Here is a 25,511-nt window from a genome sequence, read left to right as displayed (position 1 = left end):
GGCGACGTCTCTGACTCCTCACCCTGGAGCTACGGCCCGTGAGCAGCTCCCCGGCCTCCTTCCCGGCCCCCGCACAGCCGTACGGGCGGCCCCCGCTGCGTACCGTCCAGGTCCTCGGCGGTGCGGGCGCGGGCAGCAGCGCGCACGTGCGGTCCCTGGCGACGGGACTGGCGGCGCGGGGCGTACGGGTCACCGTGTGCGCCCCCGTAGCGGCCGAGGGGGAGTACGACTTCACCGGCGCCGGGGCGGAGTTCACCCCCGACGCGGCGAGCGCCCTGCGGGCCGCCTGCGCCGGGGCCGACGTGGTGCACGCCCACGGGATCCGGGCCGGGATGCGGGCCGCGCTGGCCCTGCGCCGCGGGCGCGGACGGCAGGTGCCGCTGGTGGTGACCTGGCACGGCAGCGCGCCGGAGCCCGGGGGGCCGCTCGGGCGGCTGAGCCGGCTCCTGGAGCGGCACGTGGCCCGGGCCGCGGCGGTGGTGCTGGGCTCCTCCTCCGACCAGGTCGACCTCGCGCGGCGGCGCGGGGCGCGGGACGCGCGGCTGGCCGCGGTGGCCGTCCCGGCCGCGGCGGCGCTGCCCGACGCGGGCAAGACCCGGGCGGAACTGGGCGCGGTGGAACGCCCGCTGATCATCGCGGTCGGCAGCCTGGTGGCGCGGCGCGGGTACTCCGTCCTGCTGGACGCGGCACGGGCGTGGCGGGTGCTGGAGCCGCCGCCGCTGCTGGTGATCGCGGGGGAGGGGCCGCTGCGGCCCGAACTGACCCGGCGCATCGAGGAGGAGGGCCTCCCGGTGCGGCTGCTGGGCCGCCGCCGGGACGCCGACCGGCTGCTCGCGGCGGCGGACGTGGCGGTACTGCCGAGCCGCTGGGAGGGCCGCTCCCTGCTGGCGCAGGAGGCGCTGCGGGCGGGGGTGGCCCTGGTGGCCACCGAGGTCGGCGCGGTCCCGGAGCTGGTCGGCGACGCGGCCGTGCTGGTCCCCTACGGCGACTCGGGCGCGCTGGCGGGCGCGGTGGCGGCCCTCCTGGACGACCCGGACCGCCGGGCCGCCCTCGCGGTGGCGGGACGCGCCCAGGCGGCGACGTGGCCGTCGGAGGACGACACGGTGGCGCAGGTCCTGGCCGTGTACGACGAACTGATGGACCGCCGTTAGCCTCCGGCGCTTCCGGGGACGGGTGGGGGCTGCGTCGGTTGCCGCTGCGCGGGCGTCCCCTACCCGCCCGTCCACCATTCCTCGGGGCTCCGCCCCGAACCCTGTACGGGCCCTCCGCGCCCGCCGGCGATTGAGGCGCGGGGTCCGAGGCAGCGCCCCGGGGAACAGGCGAAGGCGGGTGGGGAACGGCCCCCGCGCAGCGGCACACCCACCCGCAGAACCCGCCGGCCCCAGCCACCCGCACCACCCCCGCCCAGGGTCCGACGGCCGGAGGCTGTCGCAGCGGCGCGAAGCCGGTGAGGCCGCCCGCGGCCGAGCCGCGCGAGCGGCGCGTCAAGAAGGAGAAGCGGTGTGCCGGCGGGCGCGGAGGGCCAGGCTGAGGGAGAGGACCGTTTCGGGGTCGTCCAGGTCCGTGCCCAGGAGTTCCGCGATGCGGGCCAGGCGGTTGTACAGGGTCTGGCGGTTCAGGTGGAGCTCGCGCGCGGTCTCCGCCTTGCGGCCGGCGTGGGCCAGGTACGTCTCCAGCGTCGGGAGCAGAGGGGGACGGGAGGTGGCGTCGTGGACCCGCAGGGCCCCGATCGCGCGGTCCACGAAGGCCGCCAGGTCGGGGTGTTCGCGCAGGCGCCACAGCAGGAGGTCGATGTCCAGGCGGCGGGCGTCGTACCAGGGCCGGGCCGGCAGGCCGTGGGCCGCGGTGGCGGTCTCGGCGGCGTGCCGCAGGCCCGAGGAGGCGGCCGCCCAGCCGCCCGCGACGCCCACGACCACGGCCGGCGGGGCGGAGGCCCGGTCGAGGCCGGCCCGTTCGACGCCCGCCCGCAGCGCGGCGGCGACCCGGTCCGCGACCGTCGTGCGTTCCGACTCGGTGCGCAGGGAGACCAGCAGCGGCACCCGGCCCTCCACCGGGCGGACGCCGAGCAGTACCGGTACCCCGACCGAGGACAGCTCCTCCAGTACCGCCCGGGCGAGCACCGCCCAGTTCCCCGAGGCCCCCAGGTCCGTGGACAGCCGCATGACGATCGGCAGCAGCGGGCCCGTCCCCGGCCGGAAGCCCAGGACCCGGGCCTGCGCCGGGGCGTCCTCCGCCGAGATCCGGCCCTCCGCCAGGTCCGTGAGGAAGTCCCCCCGGCCGCGCGCGGCCAGCTCCTCCTCCTGCCGCGCCTGCATCAGCACCACCGCGAGGACCCCCGCCGTCCGCTCCGCCGCCATCCGGTGCACCGGCAGCAGCGGCGCCGACACCCCGACCAGGACGACCCGCGCCCGGACCGATCCCGTGCCGTGGCCGCCGCCCGGTACGTCGACCACCACCGCGTTCGCCGACGGCTCGGACGCGCGCTGGCCGCGCAGCCCCTCCCACACCTGGAGCGGGTCCGCCGCCGCCTCCCCCGCCACCGGTCCGGCGGCGTAGAGGAGTTGGCCGTCCGGGGTCTCCAGGAAGACCGGGTTGCCGGTGAAGTCGGCCAGGATGCGCAGCACCTGCGGGATCCCGCCGCCGCCCAGCAGGGCCTCCGTGCAGCGCCGGTGGACTTCCTCGGCCCGCTGGAGCAGGGCGTAGTGGCCGTTGACGATCTCGGTGTGGACCTCCTCCGTCACCGTCACGAACGGGACCTCGCGGTGGAGTTGGACCAGCGGCAGCCCGGCTGCTTTGGCGGTCTCGACGATCGTGGCGGGCAGCCGGGTGAAGCGCGGGCCCAGCTCCACGACCAGCGCGGCGATGCCCCGGTCCGCGAGGCGGCGTACGAAGGCGCGCTGTTCGGCCGGCCGGGTGCCCAGTCCGAGCCCGGTGGTCAGCAGCAGCTCGCCGCCCTTGAGCAGCGAGGCGATGTTCGGCACCTCGCCCGCGTGCACCCAGCGCACGGTCCGTCCCAGCCGGTCGGCGCAGGCGACGACCTCCGGGAGCCCGCCGCGCAGTCCCGGCAGCTCAAGTGCCCGCTGAACCGTGATTCCGCCCTGGTCGTCCATATCGCGGACGGTACCGGCCGTCCTGTTCCGCGCACATCACCGGACGGTTACGGAGTCCGATATGCCCCCGTCCGGACCGACAACTCGTCGTCCTTGCAAGGAGATTATCGGACTGCGTGCCGATTGTGGTGTGCGTCACCCGGGTGGAGAGTGACGGCCCTCGGACAGAGCAGAGAAAGACCCATCAGGAAGCAGGAACGAGGACTCCATGAGCAGAGCCAGCGCCACGCCTCCGCCCGCCGCCGGGGCCGCGCCCCCGGTCCAGCGCCTGAAGGCCAACTCCGTCGGCCTCGTCGGCGTCGTCTTCATGGCGGTCGCCACCGCCGCGCCGATCACCGCGATGACCGGCAACCTCCCCATCGCGGTCGGCTTCGGCAACGGCACCGGCGCCCCCGCCGGATACCTCTTCGCGACCGTCGTCCTCACCGTCTTCGCGGTCGGCTACGTGGCCATGGCCAAGCGGATCACCGCCGCCGGCGCCTTCTACGGATACATTTCGCACGGCCTCGGCCGGATCGCCGGCATGGCCTCCGGGATGCTCGCCGTCCTCGCGTACATCGTCTTCGAGGCCTCGATCGTCGGCGTCTTCTCCTACTTCGCGAAGACGACCGTCCACGACCAGCTCGGCGTGGACCTGCCGTGGATCCTCTACGCGGCCGCCATGCTGGCCGTCACCGCCGTCCTCGCCCACTTCGACATCAACCTCACCGCCAAGGCCCTCGGCGTGATGCTCGTCGCCGAGATCGCCGTCCTCTTCGCCGTCGCCACCGCCGTGCTCCTCGCGGGCGGCGGCCCCGACGGGATCCCGCTGGAGCCCGTCAACCCGAAGAACGCCTTCACCGGAACCTCCGCCGGGCTCGGTCTCTTCTTCGCCTTCTGGTCCTGGGTCGGCTTCGAGTCCACCGCGATGTACGGCGAGGAGTCCCGCGACCCCAAGCGGGTCATCCCCAAGGCCACCATCATCTCCGTCGTCGGAGTGGGCCTCTTCTACATCTACGTCTCCTGGATGACCATCGCCGGCAACGGCCTGGCCGACTCCGTCACCCTCTCCGCCTCCGCGAGCCCCCTGGACCTGTTCTTCGCCCCCACCAGCACCTTCATCGGCGCCTGGGCCGTCGACGCCTTCCAGTGGCTGCTGCTCACCGGCTCGTTCGCCTGCGGGATGGCCTTCCACCAGTGCGCCGCCCGCTACCTGTACGCCATCGGCCGCGAGGGCTTCCTGCACCCCGGCCTCGGCCGCACCCACCACCGCCACGGCTCCCCGTACGTCGCCTCCGTGGCCCAGACGGCCATCGCCACCGCCCTCGTCGCCGGCTTCTGGCTCACCGGCCAGGACCCGTACCTGCACCTGTACACGCTGCTCGCGATCCTCGGCACGATGGCGATCCTGATCGTCCAAACCCTGTGTTCCTTCGCCGTCATCGGCTACTTCCGCGCCAACCACCCCGAGGACCGGCACTGGTTCAGGACCTTCACCGCGCCGCTGCTCGGCGGGATCGGGATGACCGCCGTCGTGGTCCTGCTGGTGCTCAACATGGAGACCGCCGCGGGCGCCGCCGCCGGGTCGCTGTTCTTCAAGCTCATCCCGTGGATCGTCGGCGCGGTCTTCCTCGGCGGCCTGGCGCTGGGCCTCTGGCTGAAGGCGAAGGCCCCCGAGCGGTACGAGGTCATCGGCCGGATCGTCCTGGAGGACGCCGCCGAACGCACCGACGACCCCCACGCCCCCGACGCCGCCGCCTCCGGCCCGGCCGCCGCCACCGTCTGAGGAGCCCCGCCATGGCCCGTACGCCCCTGATGCGCTCCCTGCGGCAGCTCGCCGCCGAACACGCCGCCGCCCGCCGGCTGCGCCTGCCCGTCGCCGAGGTGCGCGGCTCCACCCGCCGCGAACTCCTCTCCCGGGCCGCCGCGCTCGGCCTCGGCACCGCCCTCGCCTCCTCCGCGACGGCGGCCGCCCCCGCCCACGCCGCGGACGGCGCCCCAGCCAAGAAGCCCGCCGCCCCCGCCCGCGTCGCCGTCGTCGGCGCCGGGATCTCCGGCCTCACCGCCGCGCTCACCCTCCAGGACGCAGGCGTCCCCTGCACCCTCTACGAGGCCAACCCGGCCCGCGTCGGCGGCCGCATGTGGACCCAGCGCGGCCACTGGGCGTACGGCCAGACCTCCGAGATCGGCGGCGAGCTGATCGACACCAGCCACAAGAAGATCCTCGAACTCTGCCGCCGCTTCGGCCTGCCCGTCGAGGACTTCCTCGGCGGCGGACCCAACGGAGCGGAGGAGGTCCTCTGGTTCAACGGCGGCTACTACTCCCGCACCCAGGCCGACGAGGACTTCAAGGCCGTCTACCAGGCGCTCCACCGCGACCTCCAGGAAGCCGGCGAGGTCAGCTGGAACAGCTCCACCCCCGCCGGGACGGCCCTGGACAACATGACGCTGTACGAATGGATCGAGACCCGCGTCCCCGGCGGCCACGGCTCGCGGCTGGGCCGGTTCATCGACGTCGCCTACAACGTCGAGTACGGCGCCGACACCACCGCCCAGTCCGCCCTCGCCCTGGTCCTGCTGATGGGCTACCAGCCCAACCCCGGCAACTTCAACGTCTGGGGCCTGTCCAACGAGCGCTACCACGTCATCGGCGGCAACGACCGGCTCCCGAACGCCATCGCCGCCGCCCTGGCGCCCGGCACGCTCGTCATGGGCCGCGCGCTGCTCGCCGTACGGGCCAACGCCGACGGCACCCAGACCCTCACCTTCGACGACTCCGGCGCCACCCGCACCGCCGTCGCCGACCACACCGTCCTCTGCCTGCCGCTGCCGGTGCTCCAGAACCTCGACACCTCGGGGGCGGGCTTCGACCCGCTGATGCGCGACCTGCTGCGCGACGCCCGCATGGGCCACTGCACCAAGCTCAACATGCAGTTCACCGCCCGGCCCTGGCGCGGCACCGGCCCCTGGCCGGGCGTCTCCGCAGGCGACTGCTTCACCGACTCCGACGTCCAGCAGACCTGGGACACCACCAAGGTCCAGCCCGGCAGCGGCGGCATCCTCCTCCAGTACGGCGGCGGCAGCCTCGCCGGCTCCCTCACCCCCGCGAGCCCCTTCGCCACCGAGACCGACCCCTACGTACGGGCCCTCGCCGACCGGATGCTCACCGGCATCGACGCCTTCTACCCCGGCACCAAGGCCGTCTGGACCGGCCGCGCCCAGCTCTCCGCCTGGCACCGCAACCCCTACTCGCTGGGCGCCTACTCCTACTGGCCCACCGGCTACCTGCACCGCTACGCCAAGTACGAGGGCACCGCCCAGGGCAACGTCCACATCGGCGGCGAGCACTGCAGCTACGACTTCCAGGGCTTCATGGAGGGCGGCGCCACCGAGGGCGAACGGGCCGCCCGGGAGGTGATCGCCGCACTCACCTGACACCCGCGCGGGGGCGCCTCACAGGGGCTTGATGTTGTGGTTGAAGCGGAAGACGTTGTCCGGGTCGTAACGCCGCTTCAGCTCGCCCAGGCGCCGCATGTTCTCGGCACCCAGGCCCGCCACGACCCGGTCCGCGCCCTCGTCCCCGGTGAAGTTCAGGTACACCGCGCCGGTGCTCCACGGCCGGGCGTCGGCGCGGACGTCCCTGACCCACTCCCGTACCCGGTCGTCGTCGGCCGGGTCCTCCCACATCCCGAACGGGTGCACCGCCCAGGGCGCGTCGCGGTAGGGGACCGGGTAGCCGGCCGGGCCGGAGGCGATCGCCCCGCCCTGCGGGAACAGCACGTGCTGGGTGCCCGACGGCACCGGCATCGTGTCGGCCCGCGCGCAGAACGCGTCCACGAACTCGTCCGGCGCGCCGGTCAGGTACTCCGCCGACCAGTAGTTCCGCAGCCCCGGGGGGTCGTCGATCATGCACTGGAGGTCGGCGTACGGGATGGGCGTGACCATCTCCACCTCGTGCGGGATCGCCAGCAGCGGCTCCGCCAGCTCGCGCAGCCCGTCCTCGGGGCCCGCGTACGTCAGCAGCACGCCCGCCAGCAGCAGCCCCACCAGGTGCGACGGGACGAACTCCTCGGGCGGTGCCGTCAGGTAGATGGCGCCGCCGCCCGCCTCGGGCGGGCCCGCCTCGATGACGTCCCGGAAGGTGCGCACCACCTCCGGGCCGCGCTCCGGCAGGTACAGCAGGAAAGCGATCGACATGTGGGGCAGCTCGTGCAGCCGCAGCGTCAGCGAGGTCGCGATGCCGAAGTTCCCGCCGCCGCCGTGCAGCCCCCAGAACAGGTCCGGGTGATCCTCGGCCGTGGCGTGCAGCAGCTCTCCGTCGGCGGTGACCAGGTCCACGCCCAGCAGGTTGTCCACCGCCAGGCCGAACTTCCGGTCCAGCCAGCCCGTCCCCCCGCCCAGCACGAAGCCGCCCACCCCGGTGGTGGAGACCCGGCCACCGGTCGTCGCCAGCGCGTGCGGCTCGCAGGCCCGGTCCAGGTGGCTCATCGTCGCCCCGCCCCCGATGTGCGCGGCCCGCGCCGCCGGATGGACGGTCACCGCGTGCATCCGGCGCAGGTCCACGACCACGCCCCCGTCGTTCAGGGACATCCCCGCCACGCTGTGCCCGCCCCCGCGCACGGCGACCGGCAGGTCCAGCTCCCGGGCGAAGCGCACCGCCGTCACCACGTCCGACGCGCCCTCGCACTGGGCGATCACCGCCGGCCGGCGGTCGATCATCGCGTTGAACAGGGTCCGGGCCTCGTCGTACCCCGGGTCGTCCGGGGCGAAGACGTCGCCGGCCAGATCCTCGCGGAGCACGGAGAGGGCCGCACCCGCCTTGGAGAGGGGCGCCATGGCCACCCCCCCTTCCCGTGAAGGGCAAAGGACCCTTACAGGCTAGGCGGGCGGCCCCGGCCCCGCGCGTCAGCCGCCGTAGGCACCGCTCGCCGTCAGCCGCAGCGCCGTGTCGATCAGCGGGACGTGGCTGAAGGCCTGCGGGAAGTTCCCCACCTGCCGCTCGTGCTTGGGGTCCCACTCCTCCGCCAGCAGCCCCAGGTCGTTGCGGAGCGCCAGCAGCTTCTCGAAGAGCCGGCGCGCCTCGTCGACCCGGCCGATCATCGCGAGGTCGTCGGCCATCCAGAACGAGCACGCGAGGAAGGCGCCCTCGTCGCCCTCCAGCCCGTCCACCCCGGCCTCCTCGCCGGCCGTCGGGTAGCGCAGGATGAACCCGTCGGGGGTCGACAGCTCGCGCTGGATCGCCTCGATGGTGCCGATGACCCGCTTGTCGTCGGGCGGCAGGAAGCCCATCTGCGGGATCAGCAGCAGGGAGGCGTCCAGCTCCTGGGACCCGTAGGACTGGGTGAAGGTGTTGCGCTCCGGGTCGTAGCCCTTCTCGCACACGTCCGCGTGGATCGCGTCGCGCATCTCGCGCCAGCGCTCCAGCGGGCCGTCCGCGTCCCCGCTCTCGATCAGCTTGATCGTGCGGTCCACGGCCACCCACGCCATCACCTTCGAGTGCACGAAGTGGCGGCGCGGGCCGCGCACCTCCCAGATGCCCTCGTCCGGCTCCATCCAGTGGGTCTCCAGGTAGCGGATCAGCTTCAGCTGGAGCACCGAGGCGTAGTCGTTGCGGGCCAGCCCCGTCATGTGACCCAGGTGCAGGGCCTCGGTGACCTCGCCGTACACGTCGAGCTGGAGCTGGTGCGCGGCGCCGTTGCCGACGCGCACCGGGGCCGAGTTCTCGTAGCCGGGCAGCCAGTCCAGCTCGGTCTCACCCAGCTCCCGCTCGCCGGCGATCCCGTACATGATCTGCAGGTTCTCCGGGTCGCCGGCCACCGCGCGCAGCAGCCAGTCCCGCCAGGCGGCGGCCTCGCCCCGGTAGCCGGTGCGCAGCAGCGAGGACAGGGTGATGGCGGCGTCGCGCAGCCAGGTGTAGCGGTAGTCCCAGTTGCGGACCCCGCCGATCTCCTCCGGGAGGGAGGTGGTCGGCGCGGCGACGATCCCGCCCGTGGGGGCGTACGTGAGCGCCTTGAGGGTGATCAGTGAGCGGATCACGGCCTCCCGGTAGGGCCCGTGGTACGTACACAGGTCCACCCACTCGCGCCAGAACTCGCTGGTCGCCTCCAGCGCGGCCGCGGCGTCCGGGGTCTCCGGGGCGCCCTTGTGGGAGGGCTGCCAGCTGATCGCGAAGGCCACCCGGTCGCCGGGCCCGACCGTGAAGTCGGAGTACGTCGTCAGGTCCTTGCCGTACGTCTGCGCGTCGGAGTCCAGCCAGACCGAGTCGGGGCCGGCGACGGCCACGGTGCGCCCGTCCACCTTGTGCACCCACGGCACGACCCGCCCGTAGCTGAAGCGCATCCGCAGCGCCGAGCGCATCGGGACGCGTCCGCTGACGCCCTCCACGATACGGATCAGCTGCGGCGCGTGGCCCTCGCGCGGCGGCATGAAGTCGATGACGCGGACGGTCCCGCGCGGGGTGTCCCACTCCGACTCCAGCACCAGGGAATCGCCCCGGTAGCGGCGGCGGGCGGCCCGCGGCGGCTCCGCACCCGGGGGGAACGCCGGGCCGATGCGCCAGAACCCGTGTTCCTCGGTGCCCAGAAGGCTCGCGAAGACGGCATGGGAGTCGAAGCGTGGCAGACACAACCAGTCCACCGCGCCGTCCCGGCAGACCAGCGCCGCGGTCTGCATGTCCCCGATCAGTGCGTAATCCTCGATGCGCCCGGACACGTTGGTCTCCAGTCGAACGGCCACGTCCGCCCCGAAGGGCGCTTGCAATGCGCTGTCGCGCGGTCTCCTGTGCGCAGGGATCCCCGCGTCGAGTTCCTAGATTGCCGGAACCGGCGTTGTTACGCCGTCTGCCGGACTGCTCGGCGGCGATGTGCAGCGATATCCGAGCAAGTTATGAGCGCACCCTAGTGATCTCCTTAAGTCTTGGGACAATGTCACTCGGCCAAACGGGTGACCTGCGGGAACGGCCGGCCGAAGGACCCGCGGGGGCCGCCGCGCAGCGCGCCCGGAGGCGGACCGTCCCGGGCGCTGATAGGCTGGTACCCCGTGGACCGGTGGTCTGCCTGTGCGAATCAGGGGCCCCGAAACCGCAGCTTCGGCACCCCCGGAAACGGGAGAAGTCGCCGGACGCACCTCACCTCGCGACCACGGGAGCCCCCTCTTGGCGATGCCGCCCGCTGCTTTTCGAAACAACGCAGCCATGACGACCAAGCACATCTTCGTCACCGGGGGTGTCGCTTCGTCCCTCGGCAAGGGTCTGACGGCCTCCAGCCTGGGTGCGCTGCTGAAGGCGCGCGGCCTGCGGGTCACGATGCAGAAGCTCGACCCGTACCTGAACGTCGACCCCGGCACGATGAACCCCTTCCAGCACGGCGAGGTGTTCGTCACCAACGACGGCGCCGAGACCGACCTGGACATCGGCCACTACGAGCGCTTCCTCGACGTCGACCTCGACGGCTCGGCCAACGTCACCACCGGCCAGGTCTACAACACGGTCATCGCCAAGGAGCGCCGCGGCGAGTACCTCGGTGACACCGTGCAGGTCATCCCGCACATCACCAACGAGATCAAGCACCGCATCCGGCGCATGGCGACCGACGACGTCGACGTCGTCATCACCGAGGTCGGCGGTACGGTCGGCGACATCGAGTCGCTGCCGTTCCTGGAGACCGTCCGCCAGGTCCGCCACGAGGTCGGCCGCGACAACGTCTTCGTCGTGCACATCTCGCTGCTGCCCTACATCGGCCCCTCCGGCGAGCTGAAGACCAAGCCCACGCAGCACTCCGTCGCGGCCCTGCGCAACATCGGCATCCAGCCCGACGCGATCGTGCTGCGCGCCGACCGCGAGGTCCCCACCTCCATCAAGCGCAAGATCTCGCTGATGTGCGACGTGGACGAGGCGGCCGTGGTCGCGGCGATCGACGCCAAGTCGATCTACGACATCCCGAAGGTGCTGCACACCGAGGGCCTGGACGCCTACGTCGTCCGCAAGCTCGACCTGCCCTTCCGCGACGTCGACTGGACGGTGTGGGAGGACCTGCTGGACCGCGTCCACAACCCCGACCACGAGGTCAAGGTCGCGCTCGTCGGCAAGTACATCGACCTGCCCGACGCCTACCTGTCGGTGACCGAGGCGCTGCGCGCCGGCGGCTTCGCCAACAAGGCCCGCGTCCAGATCAAGTGGGTCACCTCCGACGACTGCAAGACCCCGGCCGGTGCCGCGGCGCAGCTCGGCGACGTGGACGCGATCTGCGTGCCCGGCGGCTTCGGCGACCGCGGTGTCAACGGCAAGGTCGGCGCGATCACCTACGCCCGCGAGAACAAGATCCCGCTGCTGGGCCTGTGCCTGGGCCTGCAGTGCGTGGTCATCGAGGCCGCGCGCAACCTGGCGGGCATCGAGGGCGCCAACTCCACCGAGTTCGACGCCTCGACCCCGCACCCGGTCATCTCGACCATGGAGGAGCAGCTGGCCTTCGTCGAGGGCGCGGGCGACCTGGGCGGCACCATGCGCCTGGGCATGTACACGGCCAAGCTGGCCGAGGGCTCGATCGTGCGCGAGGTCTACGGCGACGCGTACGTCGACGAGCGCCACCGCCACCGCTACGAGGTCAACAACGCCTACCGCGGCGAGCTGGAGAAGAAGGCCGGTCTGGTCTTCTCCGGCACCTCCCCGGACAACAAGCTCGTCGAGTACGTCGAGTACCCGCGCGAGGTCCACCCCTACCTGGTGGCCACCCAGGCCCACCCGGAGCTCCGCTCCCGCCCGACCCGGCCGCACCCGCTCTTCGCGGGCCTGGTCAAGGCCGCGGTGGAGCGCCAGCAGCAGGGCTGACGCGCGTCGGCTGACGCTCGGTAACGTAGGCAGCCGGGTACGGATCATCCGTACCCGGCTGTCGCGCGTTGTGGAGGGCACTGGCCATGGGGATCGCCATCAAGGACACGTCGGAGACCTGGGAGACGCTGTCGACCAGCCGGCCCTTCCAGGGCGCCAAGACGGCCGTGGACTCCGACGAGGTGCGGATGCCGGACGGCTCGGTGGCCCGCCGCGACTACCAGGTGCACCCGGGATCGGTGTGCGTGCTCGCCCTGGACGAGGACGGCCGGGTGCTGGTGATCCGGCAGTACCGCCACCCCGTCCGGCACCGGCTGTGGGAACTGCCCGCCGGGCTGCTGGACGTGCCGGGGGAGAACCCGCTGCACGCGGCGCAGCGCGAGCTGTACGAGGAGGCGCACGTCAAGGCGGGGGACTGGCGGGTGCTGACCGACTTCTTCGCCTCCCCGGGCGGCTCCGACGAGGCGATCCGGGTCTTCCTCGCGCGGGACGTGGCTCAGGCGGACGGCGAGCGGTACGCGGAGACCTCCTCGGAGGAGGCCGACATGCAGGTGGAGTGGGTCGCGCGGGAGGAACTGGTCCGCGGGGTCCTGGCCGGTGAGCTGGGCAACCCGGCGCTGGTCACCGGGGTCCTGGCCCTCACCGCCGTGCTGGCGGGCGACGGCCCCGACGCCCTCCGCCCCGCCGACGCCCCCTGGCCGGCCCGGCCGTACGAGGCGTAGGGCCTGGCCGGCCGGGTGCCGGGTGCCGGTCCGGGGGCGGGGTGCCGCTGCGCGGTGCTGCTCCCCGCCCCACCCTTCGCCCGTTCCCCGGGGCTGCGCCCCGGACCCCCTGGGGGCTCCGCCCCCAGCGCCTCAAACGCCGGCGGGCGCACAGCGCCCGTACCGGGTTCGGGGCGGAGCCCCGGATCCTTTCGAGCCGCGCCGGCGTCTGAGGCGGGAACGGTGGAAGGGCGGGTAGGGGACCCGGCCCCGCGCGGCGGTACACCACCCGCAGGCGACCCAACGGTCCCAGCCGGGGCCCGGGCCCCGGCCCGGCGGGCCGACGGGCGGAGTCCGGCGCAGCGGGCCGAGGCCCGGGAGGCCCGCCAGGGCCGAGCGGTGCGAGGGGCGCGTCCAAGAGGGGACAGCCCCGCGCGGCGGCACACCGCCCGCAGGCGAACCACCGACCCCGGCCACGCCCCCCGGCACGGCGAACGCAGCCCGCACGGTAAATAGGTACATCGGCTGATCCGATCGGGCGATCTACGGGCCGCGCTCCCCGCGGGCCGTCGCTCTGCGTGAACTACGCTCAGCAACCCGAAGGCAGGGAGAGGAGCGGATCCGTGGCGGATTTCGTCGGGCGGCGGCGTGAGCTCAAGGAGCTGCGCGAGGACATCGCACGGACCGGGCTCGACACCCTCTCGGGCCGCAAGGCCAAGGCGCCCCGCGCACGGGTGCTGCTCGTCGCCGGACGGCCCGGGTCCGGACGGACCGCGCTGGCGGAGGCGTTCGTGCGCGAGGTCGCCCCCCAGTACCCCGACGGCCTGCTCCGGGTGCGGCTCACGGAGCCCGGCGGGGAGCCCGTCGCCACCGAACGGGCCGTCCGGACCCTGCTGGAGGGGCTCGGCGAGCGCACCCCGCCGGGGGCCGGCGAGGACGACCTCAGCGCCGCCCTGCGGGAGGCTCTCGCCGGGCGGCGGGTGATCCTGCTCGTCGACGACGCCGCCGACCCGCACCAGGTCGACGCCCTGCTCCCGGACACTCCCGAGTGCCTGGTCGTGGTCACCGCCGAGGGCCCGCTCACCGGCATCCCCGACGTCCGCCCCTGCACCCTCGGCGGCCTCGACCCCGCCTCCGCCGTCAGCCTGCTCGCCCGGCTCATCGGCGACACCCGGGTCACCGTCGACCCCCGTGCCGCCGAGGCCCTCGCCGAGGAGTGCGGGGGGCTGCCCGCCGCGCTCGCCCTCGCCGGCGGCTGGCTCGCCGCCCACCCCAAGGGCGCCGTCGCCGACCTCGCCAAGCAGCTCCACGACATGCCCCCCGGCACCACCGGCCCGCTGGGCCGCGCCTTCCGGCTGGTCTACGAGTCCCTGCCGCAGCCGGCCCGCCGCACCCTGCACCTGCTGCCGCTCGCCCCGGCCGGATACCTCGACTCGCACACCGCCTCGGCCCTGGCGGGCTGCTCGGTGGCCGCGGCCCAGTCCACCCTGGAGGACTTCGCCGCGCTGGGCCTCGTACGGCACGCCCCCGACGGCCTCTTCCTGCTCCCCGGCTGCCTCGCACCCCTCCTCCAGGCCCTGCTGGAGACCAAGGAGCGCCCCGCCGAGGTGCAGCTGGCCCGCGCCCGGATGCTGGAGCGGACCGTACGGCTGCTCACCTCGTGCCGGGCCATGGCCGGCACCGACGAGGACGACGACGGGCTGCTGCGCGAACACCTGGACGGGACGCCCCGCGCCCTGCGCTTCCCCGACCGGCGCTCGGCCGCCACCTGGCTGGACACCCGGCTGCCCGCCCTGACCTCGTCCGCGCACCTGGCCGTGGCGGACGGCGGGCTGGACACCCTGGCCCGCAGGCTGGTCTCGGCCCTGGTCCGGGCGCTGGCCGGGCACCGGGGCACCGAGGCGGCCGCCCCCGAGCTGTACGGGCTGCACCGCCTCGTGCTGGACGTGGCCGAGCGGCGCGGCCTGCACCGCGAGCGGGCCGCCGCCCTGCTGAACCTGGCCGACCTGGACGCCGAGACCGGCCGGACCCAGGAGGCGCTGGCGCGGTACCGGGCCGCGCTGGGCGCGGGGAAGGCCGCGAAGGACCCGTACGCCACGGGCCGCGCGATGGAATCCGTAGGCGGGGCGTACCAGGAGCTGGCGGACTGGCCCCGGGCCTCCGACTGGTTCGGCCGCGCCCTGGCCCACGCCCTGGCGCGGGGCGAGCGCGTGGACGAGGCCAGGCTCTACGGCCGGCTCGGCAACGTGCACACCTACGCGGGCCGCTACGGGGAGGCCCTGCGCAGCTGGCGCGCGGCCGCCGCGGGCTACCGCCGGCTGGCCGATGTCCCCGGCCAGGCAAAGGCGTTGAGCGAGATGGCGCGGGTACAGGAGTACGCCGGCCGGCCCGAGGAATCCCTGCACACCTGCCGCGAGGCGATCGAGCTGGCGCGCCGGGCGGGGGACCAGCGGCTTCAGGCCGCGCTCCAGGTCCGGCTGGCCGACACGCTGGACCGTCTGGGTGACCCGGCGGCGGCGAGGCTGCACCGGTCGGCGGCGGACAGATTGCTGGGAGACGACCCCGCAGCCTGCGAAATCCGTAGTGCGTCCGACTGAAATTATTGGTTTGCAAGGCTAGACAGCGACTCATCCTTCATTAGACTGGCTTCACCACGACATCAGTGGTGCATCCCGTTGCGCGTTCTTGTGGGCGGGTATGTATGGAAGTGCCCGGTAATATCCCCTGAGTCAAGGACCGTGATCGACGATGAAGGTCGGCATCCCCCGCGAGGTCAAGAACAACGAGTTCCGGGTCGCCATCACGCCCGCCGGCGTGCATGAGCTGGTCCGCAACGGCCACCAGGTCTTCATCGAGCAGAACGCCGGTGTCGGCTCCTCGATCACGGACGCCGAGTACGTCGCCGCCGGTGCCGAGATCCTCGGCACCGCCGACGAGGTCTGGGCCACCGCGGACCTGCTGCTGAAGGTCAAGGAGCCCATCGCGGAGGAGTACCACCGCCTCCGCAAGGACCAGACCCTCTTCACCTACCTGCACCTCGCCGCCTCCCGCGAGTGCACGGACGCCCTGCTGGAGTCCGGCACCACCGCCATCGCGTACGAGACGGTCGAGCTCGCCAACCGCGCGCTGCCGCTGCTCGCCCCGATGTCCGAGGTCGCGGGCCGCCTGGCCCCGCAGGTCGGCGCCTACCACCTGATGCGCTCGGCCGGCGGCCGCGGCGTGCTCCCCGGCGGCGTCCCCGGCACCCACGCCGGCGAGTGCGTGGTCATCGGCGGCGGCGTCTCCGGCTGGAACGCGGCGCAGATCGCCATCGGCATGGGCTTCCACGTGACCCTGCTCGACCGCGACATCAACAAGCTCCGCGAGGCCGACAAGATCTTCGGCACGAAGATCAAGACGATCGTCTCCAACGCCTACGAGCTGGAGAAGGCCGTCGTCGAGGCCGACCTCGTCATCGGCGCCGTGCTGATCCCGGGTGCGAAGGCGCCGAAGCTGGTCACCAACGAGCTCGTCGCCAAGATGAAGCCCGGAAGTGTCCTTGTCGACATTGCGATCGACCAGGGCGGCTGCTTCGAGGACTCCCGTCCGACCACCCACGCCGAGCCGACCTTCAAGGTCCACAACTCGGTCTTCTACTGCGTCGCCAACATGCCGGGCGCGGTTCCGAACACCTCCACCTACGCCCTGACGAACGCGACCCTGCCGTACATCGTGCAGCTCGCGAACCTCGGCTGGGTCGAGGCGCTGCGCCGTGACCCGGCGCTGGCCCTGGGCCTCAACACCCATGACGGCAAGGTCGTTTACGGCCCGGTCGCCGAGGCCCACGGCCTCGAGACCCTTGAGCTCAGCACGCTGCTCGGCTGAACCGTCAACGACTGACGTCAATCTCACGTATCCGGCCGGACCTTGCCCGCAAGGTCCGGCCGGACGTGTTTGAGGCATGCCCGCGGAGCCCGCTCAACTCGCCTCGAACGTAACCCTTTAACCCTTTCGCACACCCGCGAAACTTCGCGGCGACAGCGCGCACGCCCTTGACAGAGTGGTGTTCGGTTGCCGACACATCGTGCCGGGTACGGCGGATTGTGTTGCCGCTGGGCGGTGACACGCCATAGAGTCGCCAACCGTCGGCATGGTGCAACGCTGACCTATCGATAAGTGTCCTGGTCACGTCCGAGGAGGTAAGACGACTTGTGAATGAGTCGACATTTGCTCCTGGAGGTGGTCGAGCAGGGACGCCTGAGCGGGGACAGGGTCCTGCCGGGCTCGAAGCTGTCGGCTCCGTCGCGGTCCGCACCTTCGCAAACCACCAGCACATGACGACGCCCCAAAAGAGCATGGACGGCCTAGACGTGAACTCCACGGCCGGCGACCACGGTGGCGATACGCCCATTGGTTTCGCCGACTACGACCAGGTGCCCGAGGGGCACTTCTACGACCCCGACGCGGAGTACGAGCCCGACCCCGAGTACGCGGCCACCCTCGCGCCCGACGCTGCCCGCCAGCGCCGCGAGCGGATCGGCCCGACCGGACGGCCGCTGCCGTACTTCCCGATCCCGGGTCCGCTGACCGACCACGGTCCGGCGAAGATCATCGCGATGTGCAACCAGAAGGGCGGCGTGGGCAAGACCACGTCGACCATCAACCTGGGTGCCGCGCTCGCCGAGTACGGGCGCCGCGTGCTGCTCGTCGACTTCGACCCGCAGGGCGCGCTGTCCGTGGGCCTCGGCGTGAACCCGATGGAACTCGACCTGACGGTCTACAACCTGCTCATGGAGCGGGGCATGTCGGCCGACGAGGTGCTGCTCAAGACCGCGGTCCCCAACATGGACCTGCTGCCGAGCAACATCGACCTGTCCGCCGCCGAAGTGCAGTTGGTGAGCGAGGTCGCGCGCGAGTCGACGCTCCAGCGGGCGCTGAAGCCCCTGATGGCCGACTACGACTACATCGTGATCGACTGTCAGCCCTCGCTCGGCCTGCTGACGGTGAACGCCCTGACGGCGGCTCACAAGGTCATCGTGCCGCTGGAATGCGAGTTCTTCGCGCTGCGCGGTGTCGCGCTGCTGACGGAGACCATCGAGAAGGTCCAGGAGCGGCTCAACCCGGAGCTGGAGCTCGACGGCATCCTCGCCACGATGTACGACTCCCGTACGGTGCACAGCCGCGAGGTGCTCGCGCGCGTGGTCGAGGCCTTCGACGACCACGTCTACCACACGGTCATCGGCCGGACGGTGCGCTTCCCGGAGACCACGGTCGCGGGCGAGCCGATCACCACGTACGCGTCCAACTCCGTCGGCGCCGCCGCCTACCGCCAGCTGGCCAGGGAGGTGCTCGCCCGGTGTCCCGCCGAGTGAGTCTGCCCGGAGCCGACGAACTGTTCCGCACGACCGGGGGGATGGCCCTCCAGTCGTCCTCGCCGCGGCGGGGCGCCGAGGAGGCGCCGGCGGCAGGAGGCCCGGAGCACACGGCGGTCGCACCGGCGGACGGCACTACGCGGACCACGGGGGAGACCCGGGGCCGGGAGACCGCGGAGCCCGGAGCGGGCTCGGTGGGCGCGCAGCGCAGGCCGCAGGAAGGTTCTGCCAGCGCCGGACCCCGGCAGGGCAAGGGCCAGGGCCGGGGTGCGAACCGGCGGCCGAGCGGGCGTGAGCGGCACGACGAGAAGATCACGGTCTACGTCTCCGCGGAGGAGCTCATGGACCTGGAGCACGCCCGTCTGGTGCTCCGCGGGGAGCACGGCCTGGCGGTCGACCGGGGCCGCATCGTGCGCGAGGCGGTCGCGGTCGTCCTCGCGGACCTGGAGTCGCGCGGCGACGCCAGCATCCTGGTCCGCCGTCTCCGCGGCCGCTGACCCTTTTTTGACGCGCCGCTCCCGCGGCTCGGCCGCGGGCGGCCTCCCCGGCTTCGCGCCGCTGCGCCGGACTCCGTCCGGCGGGGCCGGGGCGGGGCCGGTTTGGGTGGCGGGGGCCGGTGGGTCGTGTGCGGTGGTGTGCCGCTGCGCGGGCTTGGCCCCTCCCCGCCCTTCAACCGTTCTCGCCTCAAGCGTCGGCGCGGCTACAGACACGGCGCTACGCGCCCGCGCCTCAAACGCCGGCGGGGCTGAAATCAGCCCCGCCGGCGTTTGAGGCGCGGGGTCCGGGGCGGAGTCCCTGGGGGTACCTCCCAGCGGTAGCCGGGGGAGGAACGGGGGAAGGGCGGGCAGGGGACCGCTCCGCGCAGCGGCGGACGCGCACCCGCCCGGCCAGGGCCTAGGCTGCCCCCGTGGCCGCTCGGCCGAAATCCCGTACCACCCTGGACCGCGATGCCCCCGAACGAAGACGCCCCCCAGCCGGCCCGCCGGAGCCTGGGCCGCGGCCCAGGGGTGACCCAGGAGGCCGCTGAGGCGCCCGCTGCGGCCCGCGAGCCGCTCGGAGGTGACCGGGGGGCCGGAGAGGCCTCCCCGGCCCCTGACGCCCCGCCTGGGGGTGCCGCAGGGCCCGTGCCGCCGGTCACCGCCGGCGACGGACGGTTCACGTTGCGGCTCGACAACTTCGAGGGCCCCTTCGACCTCCTGCTCCAGCTGATCTCCCGGCACAAGCTCGACGTCACCGAGGTCGCCCTCTCCAAGGTCACCGACGAGTTCATGGCGCACATCCGCGCCATGGGCCCCGACTGGGACCTCGACCAGACCACCGAGTTCCTCGTGGTCGCCGCCACCCTGCTCGACCTCAAGGCCGCCCGCCTGCTGCCCGCCGCCGAGGTCGAGGACGAGGCCGACCTCGCCCTGCTGGAGGCTCGGGACCTGCTCTTCGCACGGCTGCTCCAGTACAAGGCGTACAAGCAGATCGCCGCGATCTTCCAGGACCGCGCCGAGGCGGAGGGCAAGCGCTACCCCCGCACCGTCGGGCTGGAGCCGCACCACGCCGACCTGCTGCCCGAGGTGGTGATCAGCATCGGCGCCGACGGCCTCGCCCGGCTGGCGGTGCGGGCCATGCGGCCCAGGGCCGCGCCGCAGGTGTACGTGGACCACATCCACGCCCCCCTGGTCAGCGTGCGGGAGCAGGCCGGGCACGTCGTACGCCTGCTCAAGGCGCGCGGCGAGGCGACGTTCCAGGAGCTGACCGAGGACGCCCCCGACACCCTCACCGTCGTCGCCCGGTTCCTGGCGCTGCTGGAGCTCTACCGGGAGAAGGCCGTGACCCTGGACCAGCCGGAGGCCCTGCTCGGGCTCACCGTGCGCTGGTGCGGCGGGGACGGCGACGGGATGCCGAGGGTGACGGACGAGTTCGACCAGGTCGTGGAGGTTGCCGAATGAACCGGACACAGCTCGGGCTGAAGGGCGCGCTGGAGGCCGTGCTGATGGTCGTGGACGAGCCCGCGACCGCCGAACACCTCGCGAAGGTGCTGGACCGCACCCCGCGCGAGGTCGCCGAGGCCCTCTCGGCGCTCGCCGACGAGTACACGGCGCAGCGCCGCGGCTTCGAGCTGCGGCTGGTCGCCGGGGGCTGGCGGTTCTACACCCGGCCCGAGTACGCGGAGGCCGTGGAGGCCTTCGTCCTGGACGGGCAGCAGGCCCGGCTCACCCAGGCGGCCCTGGAGACCCTGGCGGTGGTCGCGTACCGCCAGCCGGTGAGCCGTTCGCGGGTCTCGGCGGTCCGCGGGGTGAACTGCGACGGGGTCATGCGGACCCTCCTCCAGCGGGGTCTGGTGGCCGAGGCGGGCACGGAACCCGAAACAGGTGCGATCCTGTACAGGACGACGAACTACTTTCTGGAGCGGATGGGCCTGCGCGGCCTGGACGAGCTCCCGGAGCTCGCGCCCTTCCTTCCCGAGGCGGACGCGATCGAAGCCGAGACGCAAGAAGGTGTGCCGTCGTTCGATCCGGACGCACCGGACACTGACGTAGACGACGACAAGACGACGGAACTTTGATGCGAAGCAGCGGCAACGGCAACGGTGGCGGCAACAGGAACAGCGGCGGCAGCGGCGGTGGCGGGCGCGGTAACGCCCGCGGCGGCGGCTCCGGCGGCGGTGGCGGCTACCGGGGCGGCTCCGGCAGTGGCTCGGGCGGCGGCTACCGGGGCGGCTCCGGCGGCTCCGGTGGCTCCGGCGGTGGCGGGTACCGGGGCGGTTCCTCCGGCGGCTCCGGCGGTGGCGGCTACCGGGGTGGTTCCTCCGGTGGCTCCGGCTCCGGCGCCTCCCGGGACCGCGACCGGGACCAAGCGCCCCAGCGTCCCCGCAACCCGCGCCCCGAGGAGCGCCGCTACGACGTGGGCCCCGAGGGCGAGCGCAGCCGCGCCGGAGCACGTCCGGGCGGCGGCGGTGCCCGCGGCGCGTCGGCGCGCGGCGGGGCCAAGGGTGGTCCCCGTACCCCCTCCCGCACCCCCGGCATCGGCGGCGCGGGCGGTCCGCGCAGCGGTCCGGGCAGCCGCAGCGGCCAGTCCCGCCCCCGTGAGCTGGACGCGCGGATCGAGGAGCGCGTGCGCGACCGGTACGCCGACAAGCCCGTGATCAAGACCCCGAAGACCTTCCCGGGCGCCGAGCTGGAGGGTGAGCGCCTGCAGAAGGTGCTGGCCCGGGCCGGCATGGGCTCGCGCCGTGCCTGCGAGGAGCTGATCGAGCAGGCCCGCGTCGAGGTCAACGGCGAGATCGTGACGGAGCAGGGCAAGCGCGTCCAGCCGAAGGACGAGATCAAGGTGGACGGCCTGACGGTCGCCACCCAGTCCTTCCTGTTCTTCGCGCTGAACAAGCCCGCCGGCGTCGTCTCCACCATGGAGGACCCGGACGGCCGCCAGTGCCTGGGCGACTACGTCAACAACCGCGAGACCCGTCTCTTCCACGTCGGCCGGCTCGACACCGAGACCGAGGGCATCATCCTCCTCACCAACCACGGTGAGCTGGCCCACCGCCTGACGCACCCCAAGTACGGCGTGCAGAAGACGTACGTCGCGGCGATCACCGGCTCGCTGCCGCGCGACATCGGCAAGCGGCTCAAGGACGGCATCGAGCTGGAGGACGGCTGGGCCCGCGCCGACCACTTCCGCGTCGTCGACCAGGTCGGCAAGAACTACCTGGTCGAGGTGACCCTCCACGAGGGCCGCAAGCACATCGTCCGCCGCATGCTGTCCGAGGCCGGCTTCCCGGTCGACAAGCTCGTGCGGACCTCCTTCGGCCCGATCGAGCTGGGTGACCAGAAGTCGGGCTGGCTGCGCCGCCTGACCAACACCGAGGTCGGCATGCTCATGCGCGAGGTCGGTCTGTAGCCCTCCCGTACGTTCTCCGCGGAAGCCCGCAGTGCCCCGGCACTGCGGGCTTCCGCGTTTCCCGGACGAGGCCGCCATTCGCCTTGCCCGGGGCCGCCCCGCCTGTTTATAGTCAGGATGACTATTAAAGGGAGCGGGTGGCCTTCATGGGCTGGAACACGAGCTGGACCGAGATCCTCGGCTTCGCCACGGGCGCCGTGTGCGTCTGGCTGGTGGCCCGGCAGCACATCGCCAACTGGCCGGTCGGGATCGCCAACAACCTCTTCTTCATCGTGCTGTTCACCCAGGCCGGCCTCTACGCCGACGCCGGGCTCCAGATCGTCTTCATCGCCCTCGCCGCCTACGGCTGGTGGTCCTGGACCCACGGGGGTGGACCAGGAACCGCCACGGCCCTGCCGGTGCGCCGCACCACGCGCGCCGAATGGGCCTGGCTGCTGGTGGCGGGGGCGGTGGGGACCGCCGCCCTGACCCTGCTGCTCGGCCGGGTCAGCGACTCCACCGTCCCGTTCTGGGACGCCCTCACCACCGGGCTCTCCCTCATGGCCACCTACGGCCAGTGCCGCAAGCTCCTGGAGTCCTGGTGGCTGTGGATCGCCGCCGACCTCGTCTACATCCCGCTGTACGCGTACAAGGGGCTGTACCTCACCTCGGTCCTCTACGCGGGCTTCCTCGCCCTGTGCGTGGCCGGGCTCGTCGGCTGGCACCGCGCCCTCCCGGCGCGCGGAGCCCGTACGGCCCTGGAGGCGGCGGCATGAGCGGCGGCAAGCGCTACGGCCACGGGCTGGTGCTGGGCAAGTTCTACCCGCCGCACGCCGGCCACCACCACCTGGTGCGCACCGCCCAGGACCAGTGCGAGCGGCTGACCGTGCTGGTCTGCGCCGCCTCCGTCGAGTCGGTGCCGCTCGCCGACCGGGTCGCCTGGATGCGCGAGGAACACCCCGGCGCGGAGGTCGTCGGCGCGGTCGACGACGTCCCCGTCGACCTGCACGACCCCGGCATCTGGGAGGCGCACATGGCGATCTTCCGCGGCGCGGTGGGCCGGCGGGTGGACGCCGTCTTCACCTCCGAGGAGTACGGGACCGAGCTCGCCCGGCGGTTCGGTGCCGAGGAGGTCTGCGTGGACCCGGCCCGCACCCTGTTCCCGGTGTCCGGGACCGCCGTGCGCGAGGACCCGGCCGCCTGCTGGGAGTTCCTCGGTCCCGGCGTACGGGCCGCCCTGACCCGACGGGTCGTCGTCCTGGGCGCCGAGTCCACCGGCACCACCACCCTCTCGCGGGAGCTGGCCGCCCACTACCGCCGCCGCGGCGGGGTGTGGGCGAAGACCGGCTGGGTCGCCGAGTACGGCCGGGAGTACAGCGAGGAGAAGCTCGCGGCGGCCCGCGCCGTCGACCCGGGGGCGTCCTGGGAGGAGATGTCCTTCACCTCGCGGGAGTTCCCGGTGATCGCCCGCCGCCAGGACGAGGCGGAGGAGCGGGCCGCCCGGCTCGGCTCGCCGGTGCTGTTCTGCGACACCGACTCCTTCGCCACCGGCGTCTGGCACGAGCGCTACCTCGGCGGCCGCAACGCGGAGGTCGAAAGGATCGCCGCCCGCCGCCCCCGCGACCTGTACCTGCTCACCGACCACGAAGGAGTGCCCTTCGAGGACGACGGGCTGCGCGACGGGCCGGAGCTCAGACCCTGGATGACCGCCCGCTTCCGCCGGGAACTCACCCGCACCGGCAGGCGTTTCCTGGTCGTCGGCGGCGACCGGCGGGCCCGGCTCGACGCGGCCGTGGCGGCGGTCGACGGCCTGCTGTCCGAAGGCTGGCACTTCGCGGCGCCCCTCCCGGAGCGCCGGTGAACTACGACCCGTACGCCTTCGAGCCCTTCGCGGTGACCGTCGACCTCGCCGTCCTCACCGTGCGCGGCGGCGCCCTGCACGTCCTGCTGATCAGGCGCGGCCAGGAACCGTACGCGGGCGCCTGGGCGCTCCCCGGCGGCTTCGTTCTCCCCCGGGAGTCCGCCGAGACGGCCGCCCGCCGGGAGCTGGCCGAGGAGACCGGCCTGCCGCCCGCCCTGGTCGCCGCCCTGCACCTGGAACAGCTGCGCACCTACAGCGAACCGGACCGGGACCCCCGCATGCGGGTGGTGTCGGTCGCCTTCACCGCCCTGGTCCCCGACATGCCCGAACCGGCCGAGGAGGGCGGCGGGGACGCCGACCGGGCCCGGTGGGTGCCGGCGCGGGAGGCCTCGGGGCTCGCCTTCGACCACGGGCTGATCCTGGCGGACGCCCGGCAGCGGGTGGGCTCCAAGCTGGAGTACACCTGCCTGGCCACCGCCTTCTGCCCGCCCGAGTTCACCCTCGGGGAGCTCCAGGCCGTCTACGAGACCGTCTGGGACACCTCCCTGGACCGCCCCAACTTCCGCCGCAAGGTGCTCGCCACGCCCGGCTTCGTCGAGGCCGTGCCCGGCGCCGCCCGGCTGACCGGCGGCCGCGGCAAGCCCGCCGCGCTGTACCGGGCCGGCCCGGCGACCACCCTCCACCCGCCCCTGCTCCGCCCCTCGGAAGGACCCACCCCGTGACCGCCACCAAGCGTGCCGCGACCGGCGCCCTCGTAGGCCTGGCCCTCGGCGACGCCCTCGGCTTCCCGACGGAGTTCCGCGACGTCCCGTCGATCCTCGCCAAGACGGGCCCGTGGCGTCAGATGCCGCTGCCCCGCCCCGCGATCGTCACCGACGACACCCAGATGACCCTGGCGCTGGCGCGCGGCATACGGACCGCCGCCGAGCGGGGCCCGGTCGGACCGCTGCGGCTCACCCGGCCGGTCCGCGAGGAGTTCGTCGACTGGTACCACTCTCCGGAGAACAACCGCGCCCCCGGCAACACCTGCCTGACGGCCTGCGGGCTGCTGGTCCGGCGCGAGCGGGACTGGCGGGACGCCAGCCAGACCGGCTCCAAGGGCTGCGGCGCCAACATGCGCGTGGCCCCTGTCGGCCTGGTCGCCGGATGGACGGACGAGGAGCGCGCGGGCGCCGCCCAGCTCCAGTCGGCCCTCACCCACGGCCACCCCACCGCCCTGGCCGCCTCCGACCTGACCGCCCGCGCCGTGCACCTCCTCGCGCAGGGCACCGAGGTCACCGGCCTGGTCGGGCAGCTGCGCTCGTACGCCCTGGAGAACCGCACCCGCTACCACGAGCGCTGGCTCGGCGACCTCTGGACGCGCACCCCCTCCGATGCCTCGCCGGAGTCCTTCATCGCCCGGGGCTGGGACGAGTGCCTGGCGGTCCTGGACCGGCTCGCGGCCGCCCTGCGCGACCCCTCCCCGGAGACCGACCCCTGCCTGACCACCGGCCAGGGCTGGATCGCCGAGGAGGCCCTGGCCACCGCCCTCCAGTGCTTCCTGCTCTTCCCGGACGAACCCCTCCTCGCGCTGCGCCGCGCCGCCTGCACCGCCGGTGACTCCGACTCGATCGCCTGCCTGGCCGGCGCCTTCGCCGGCGCCCACCTGGGCGCCGACGTCTGGCCCCGAGACTGGGAGGACCGCATCGAGTACCGCGAGGAACTCCTCGCCTTCGGCGCCCTCTGGGACGCGTGACCGATGCCGGACGCCACGGGCACCGGCCCCACCCCCGTCGTGGCGGAGCAGCCCGACCCGCTGCTCTAGGGCCTGTCCGGTGG

General features: G+C 73.4%; 19 protein-coding genes. 16 read left to right on the top strand and 3 right to left on the bottom strand.

The window, feature by feature from the left end:
- The first annotated feature begins 38 nt into the window (after nt 1–38).
- The gene (locus tag ACZ518_RS34780; RefSeq protein ID WP_469117018.1) at nt 39–1,151 is read left to right on the top strand and encodes a glycosyltransferase family 4 protein; all 1,113 of its coding nucleotides are present in this window, start codon (nt 39–41) and stop codon (nt 1,149–1,151) included.
- 333 nt (nt 1,152–1,484) lie between these two features.
- Here ACZ518_RS34780 and ACZ518_RS34775 read toward each other — a convergent pair whose 3' ends face one another.
- A complete protein-coding gene (locus ACZ518_RS34775) occupies nt 1,485–3,110 on the bottom strand; it encodes a PucR family transcriptional regulator (protein WP_469117017.1) in 1,626 nt (541 codons plus the stop codon).
- Nucleotides 3,111–3,318: 208 nt separating this feature from the next.
- On the opposite strand from ACZ518_RS34775, the gene ACZ518_RS34770 reads away from it, so the two are divergent.
- On the top strand, nt 3,319–4,875 hold the full coding sequence (locus tag ACZ518_RS34770; RefSeq protein ID WP_469117016.1) for an APC family permease: 1,557 nt from the start codon (nt 3,319–3,321) through the stop codon (nt 4,873–4,875).
- Between the two features lie 11 nt (nt 4,876–4,886).
- Entirely contained in the window at nt 4,887–6,524 is a 1,638-nt protein-coding gene (locus ACZ518_RS34765) for a flavin monoamine oxidase family protein (protein ID WP_469117015.1), read from the top strand.
- Between the two features lie 18 nt (nt 6,525–6,542).
- On the opposite strand, the gene ACZ518_RS34760 is transcribed toward ACZ518_RS34765, so the two are convergent.
- Together ACZ518_RS34760 and ACZ518_RS34755 are read right to left on the bottom strand one after the other, a co-directional pair.
- The gene (locus tag ACZ518_RS34760) at nt 6,543–7,925 is read right to left on the bottom strand and encodes an FAD-binding protein (protein ID WP_469117014.1); all 1,383 of its coding nucleotides are present in this window, start codon (nt 7,923–7,925) and stop codon (nt 6,543–6,545) included.
- 69 nt (nt 7,926–7,994) lie between these two features.
- Entirely contained in the window at nt 7,995–9,824 is a 1,830-nt protein-coding gene (locus ACZ518_RS34755; protein WP_469117013.1) for a glycoside hydrolase family 15 protein, read from the bottom strand.
- A gap of 424 nt (nt 9,825–10,248) precedes the next feature.
- Here ACZ518_RS34755 and ACZ518_RS34750 point away from each other — a divergent pair, with 424 nt between their 5' ends.
- The 13 genes from ACZ518_RS34750 (at nt 10,249) to ACZ518_RS34690 (ending at nt 25,428) form a co-directional block, all read left to right on the top strand.
- On the top strand, nt 10,249–11,913 hold the full coding sequence (locus ACZ518_RS34750; RefSeq protein ID WP_469117037.1) for a CTP synthase: 1,665 nt from the start codon (nt 10,249–10,251) through the stop codon (nt 11,911–11,913).
- Nucleotides 11,914–12,005: 92 nt separating this feature from the next.
- Nucleotides 12,006–12,635: an NUDIX domain-containing protein gene (locus tag ACZ518_RS34745; RefSeq protein WP_469117036.1), complete on the top strand. Its 630-nt coding sequence runs from the start codon at nt 12,006–12,008 to the stop codon at nt 12,633–12,635.
- 557 nt (nt 12,636–13,192) lie between these two features.
- Nucleotides 13,193–15,211 carry a tetratricopeptide repeat protein gene (locus ACZ518_RS34740; RefSeq protein WP_469117012.1) on the top strand — a complete coding sequence of 673 codons (2,019 nt, stop codon included), beginning with the start codon at nt 13,193–13,195 and terminating at the stop codon, nt 15,209–15,211.
- A gap of 151 nt (nt 15,212–15,362) precedes the next feature.
- A complete protein-coding gene (gene ald / locus ACZ518_RS34735) occupies nt 15,363–16,478 on the top strand; it encodes an alanine dehydrogenase (protein ID WP_469117011.1) in 1,116 nt (371 codons plus the stop codon).
- A 326-nt stretch (nt 16,479–16,804) separates the two neighbouring features.
- Nucleotides 16,805–17,965, top strand: a complete 1,161-nt coding sequence (locus tag ACZ518_RS34730; protein WP_125604141.1) for a ParA family protein — start codon at nt 16,805–16,807, stop codon at nt 17,963–17,965.
- Nucleotides 17,950–18,462 (top strand): hypothetical protein, encoded by a 513-nt coding sequence (locus ACZ518_RS34725; protein ID WP_469117010.1) that lies wholly within the window; start codon nt 17,950–17,952, stop codon nt 18,460–18,462. Before ACZ518_RS34730 ends, ACZ518_RS34725 begins: the two co-directional genes overlap by 16 nt.
- 450 nt (nt 18,463–18,912) lie before the next feature.
- The gene (locus ACZ518_RS34720) at nt 18,913–19,905 is read left to right on the top strand and encodes a segregation and condensation protein A (protein ID WP_469117009.1); all 993 of its coding nucleotides are present in this window, start codon (nt 18,913–18,915) and stop codon (nt 19,903–19,905) included.
- Entirely contained in the window at nt 19,902–20,522 is a 621-nt protein-coding gene (gene scpB / locus ACZ518_RS34715; protein WP_469117008.1) for an SMC-Scp complex subunit ScpB, read from the top strand. The genes ACZ518_RS34720 and scpB overlap by 4 nt, the downstream gene beginning before the upstream one ends.
- Nucleotides 20,522–21,853 carry a pseudouridine synthase gene (locus ACZ518_RS34710; protein WP_469117007.1) on the top strand — a complete coding sequence of 444 codons (1,332 nt, stop codon included), beginning with the start codon at nt 20,522–20,524 and terminating at the stop codon, nt 21,851–21,853. The genes scpB and ACZ518_RS34710 overlap by 1 nt, the downstream gene beginning before the upstream one ends.
- A gap of 146 nt (nt 21,854–21,999) precedes the next feature.
- On the top strand, nt 22,000–22,608 hold the full coding sequence (gene pnuC / locus ACZ518_RS34705; protein ID WP_469117006.1) for a nicotinamide riboside transporter PnuC: 609 nt from the start codon (nt 22,000–22,002) through the stop codon (nt 22,606–22,608).
- Nucleotides 22,605–23,693: an AAA family ATPase gene (locus ACZ518_RS34700; protein ID WP_469117005.1), complete on the top strand. Its 1,089-nt coding sequence runs from the start codon at nt 22,605–22,607 to the stop codon at nt 23,691–23,693. The genes pnuC and ACZ518_RS34700 overlap by 4 nt, the downstream gene beginning before the upstream one ends.
- Nucleotides 23,690–24,415 carry an NUDIX hydrolase gene (locus ACZ518_RS34695; protein ID WP_469117004.1) on the top strand — a complete coding sequence of 242 codons (726 nt, stop codon included), beginning with the start codon at nt 23,690–23,692 and terminating at the stop codon, nt 24,413–24,415. The genes ACZ518_RS34700 and ACZ518_RS34695 overlap by 4 nt, the downstream gene beginning before the upstream one ends.
- A complete protein-coding gene (locus ACZ518_RS34690) occupies nt 24,412–25,428 on the top strand; it encodes an ADP-ribosylglycohydrolase family protein (RefSeq protein ID WP_469117003.1) in 1,017 nt (338 codons plus the stop codon). The genes ACZ518_RS34695 and ACZ518_RS34690 overlap by 4 nt, the downstream gene beginning before the upstream one ends.
- Nucleotides 25,429–25,511: the final 83 nt, after the last annotated feature.

The organism is Streptomyces sp. NPDC033966 (assembly GCF_055575955.1).
Note: the sequence above shows the minus strand (reverse complement) of the source record. Positions and strands in the feature narration are given on the sequence as shown.

Bases quoted from the DNA above. Each gene is read 5' to 3' on its own strand.
- ACZ518_RS34775 (WP_469117017.1), bottom strand. From the start codon at position 3,110: ATGGACGACCAGGGCGGAATCACGGTTCAGCGGGCACTTGAGCTGCCG.
- ACZ518_RS34770 (WP_469117016.1), top strand. From the start codon at position 3,319: ATGAGCAGAGCCAGCGCCACGCCTCCGCCCGCCGCCGGGGCCGCGCCC.
- ACZ518_RS34765 (WP_469117015.1), top strand. From the start codon at position 4,887: ATGGCCCGTACGCCCCTGATGCGCTCCCTGCGGCAGCTCGCCGCCGAA.
- ACZ518_RS34760 (WP_469117014.1), bottom strand. From the start codon at position 7,925: ATGGCGCCCCTCTCCAAGGCGGGTGCGGCCCTCTCCGTGCTCCGCGAG.
- ACZ518_RS34750 (WP_469117037.1), top strand. From the start codon at position 10,249: ATGCCGCCCGCTGCTTTTCGAAACAACGCAGCCATGACGACCAAGCAC.
- ald (WP_469117011.1), top strand. From the start codon at position 15,363: ATGAAGGTCGGCATCCCCCGCGAGGTCAAGAACAACGAGTTCCGGGTC.
- ACZ518_RS34720 (WP_469117009.1), top strand. From the start codon at position 18,913: ATGCCCCCGAACGAAGACGCCCCCCAGCCGGCCCGCCGGAGCCTGGGC.
- scpB (WP_469117008.1), top strand. From the start codon at position 19,902: ATGAACCGGACACAGCTCGGGCTGAAGGGCGCGCTGGAGGCCGTGCTG.
- ACZ518_RS34710 (WP_469117007.1), top strand. From the start codon at position 20,522: ATGCGAAGCAGCGGCAACGGCAACGGTGGCGGCAACAGGAACAGCGGC.
- pnuC (WP_469117006.1), top strand. From the start codon at position 22,000: ATGGGCTGGAACACGAGCTGGACCGAGATCCTCGGCTTCGCCACGGGC.
- ACZ518_RS34700 (WP_469117005.1), top strand. From the start codon at position 22,605: ATGAGCGGCGGCAAGCGCTACGGCCACGGGCTGGTGCTGGGCAAGTTC.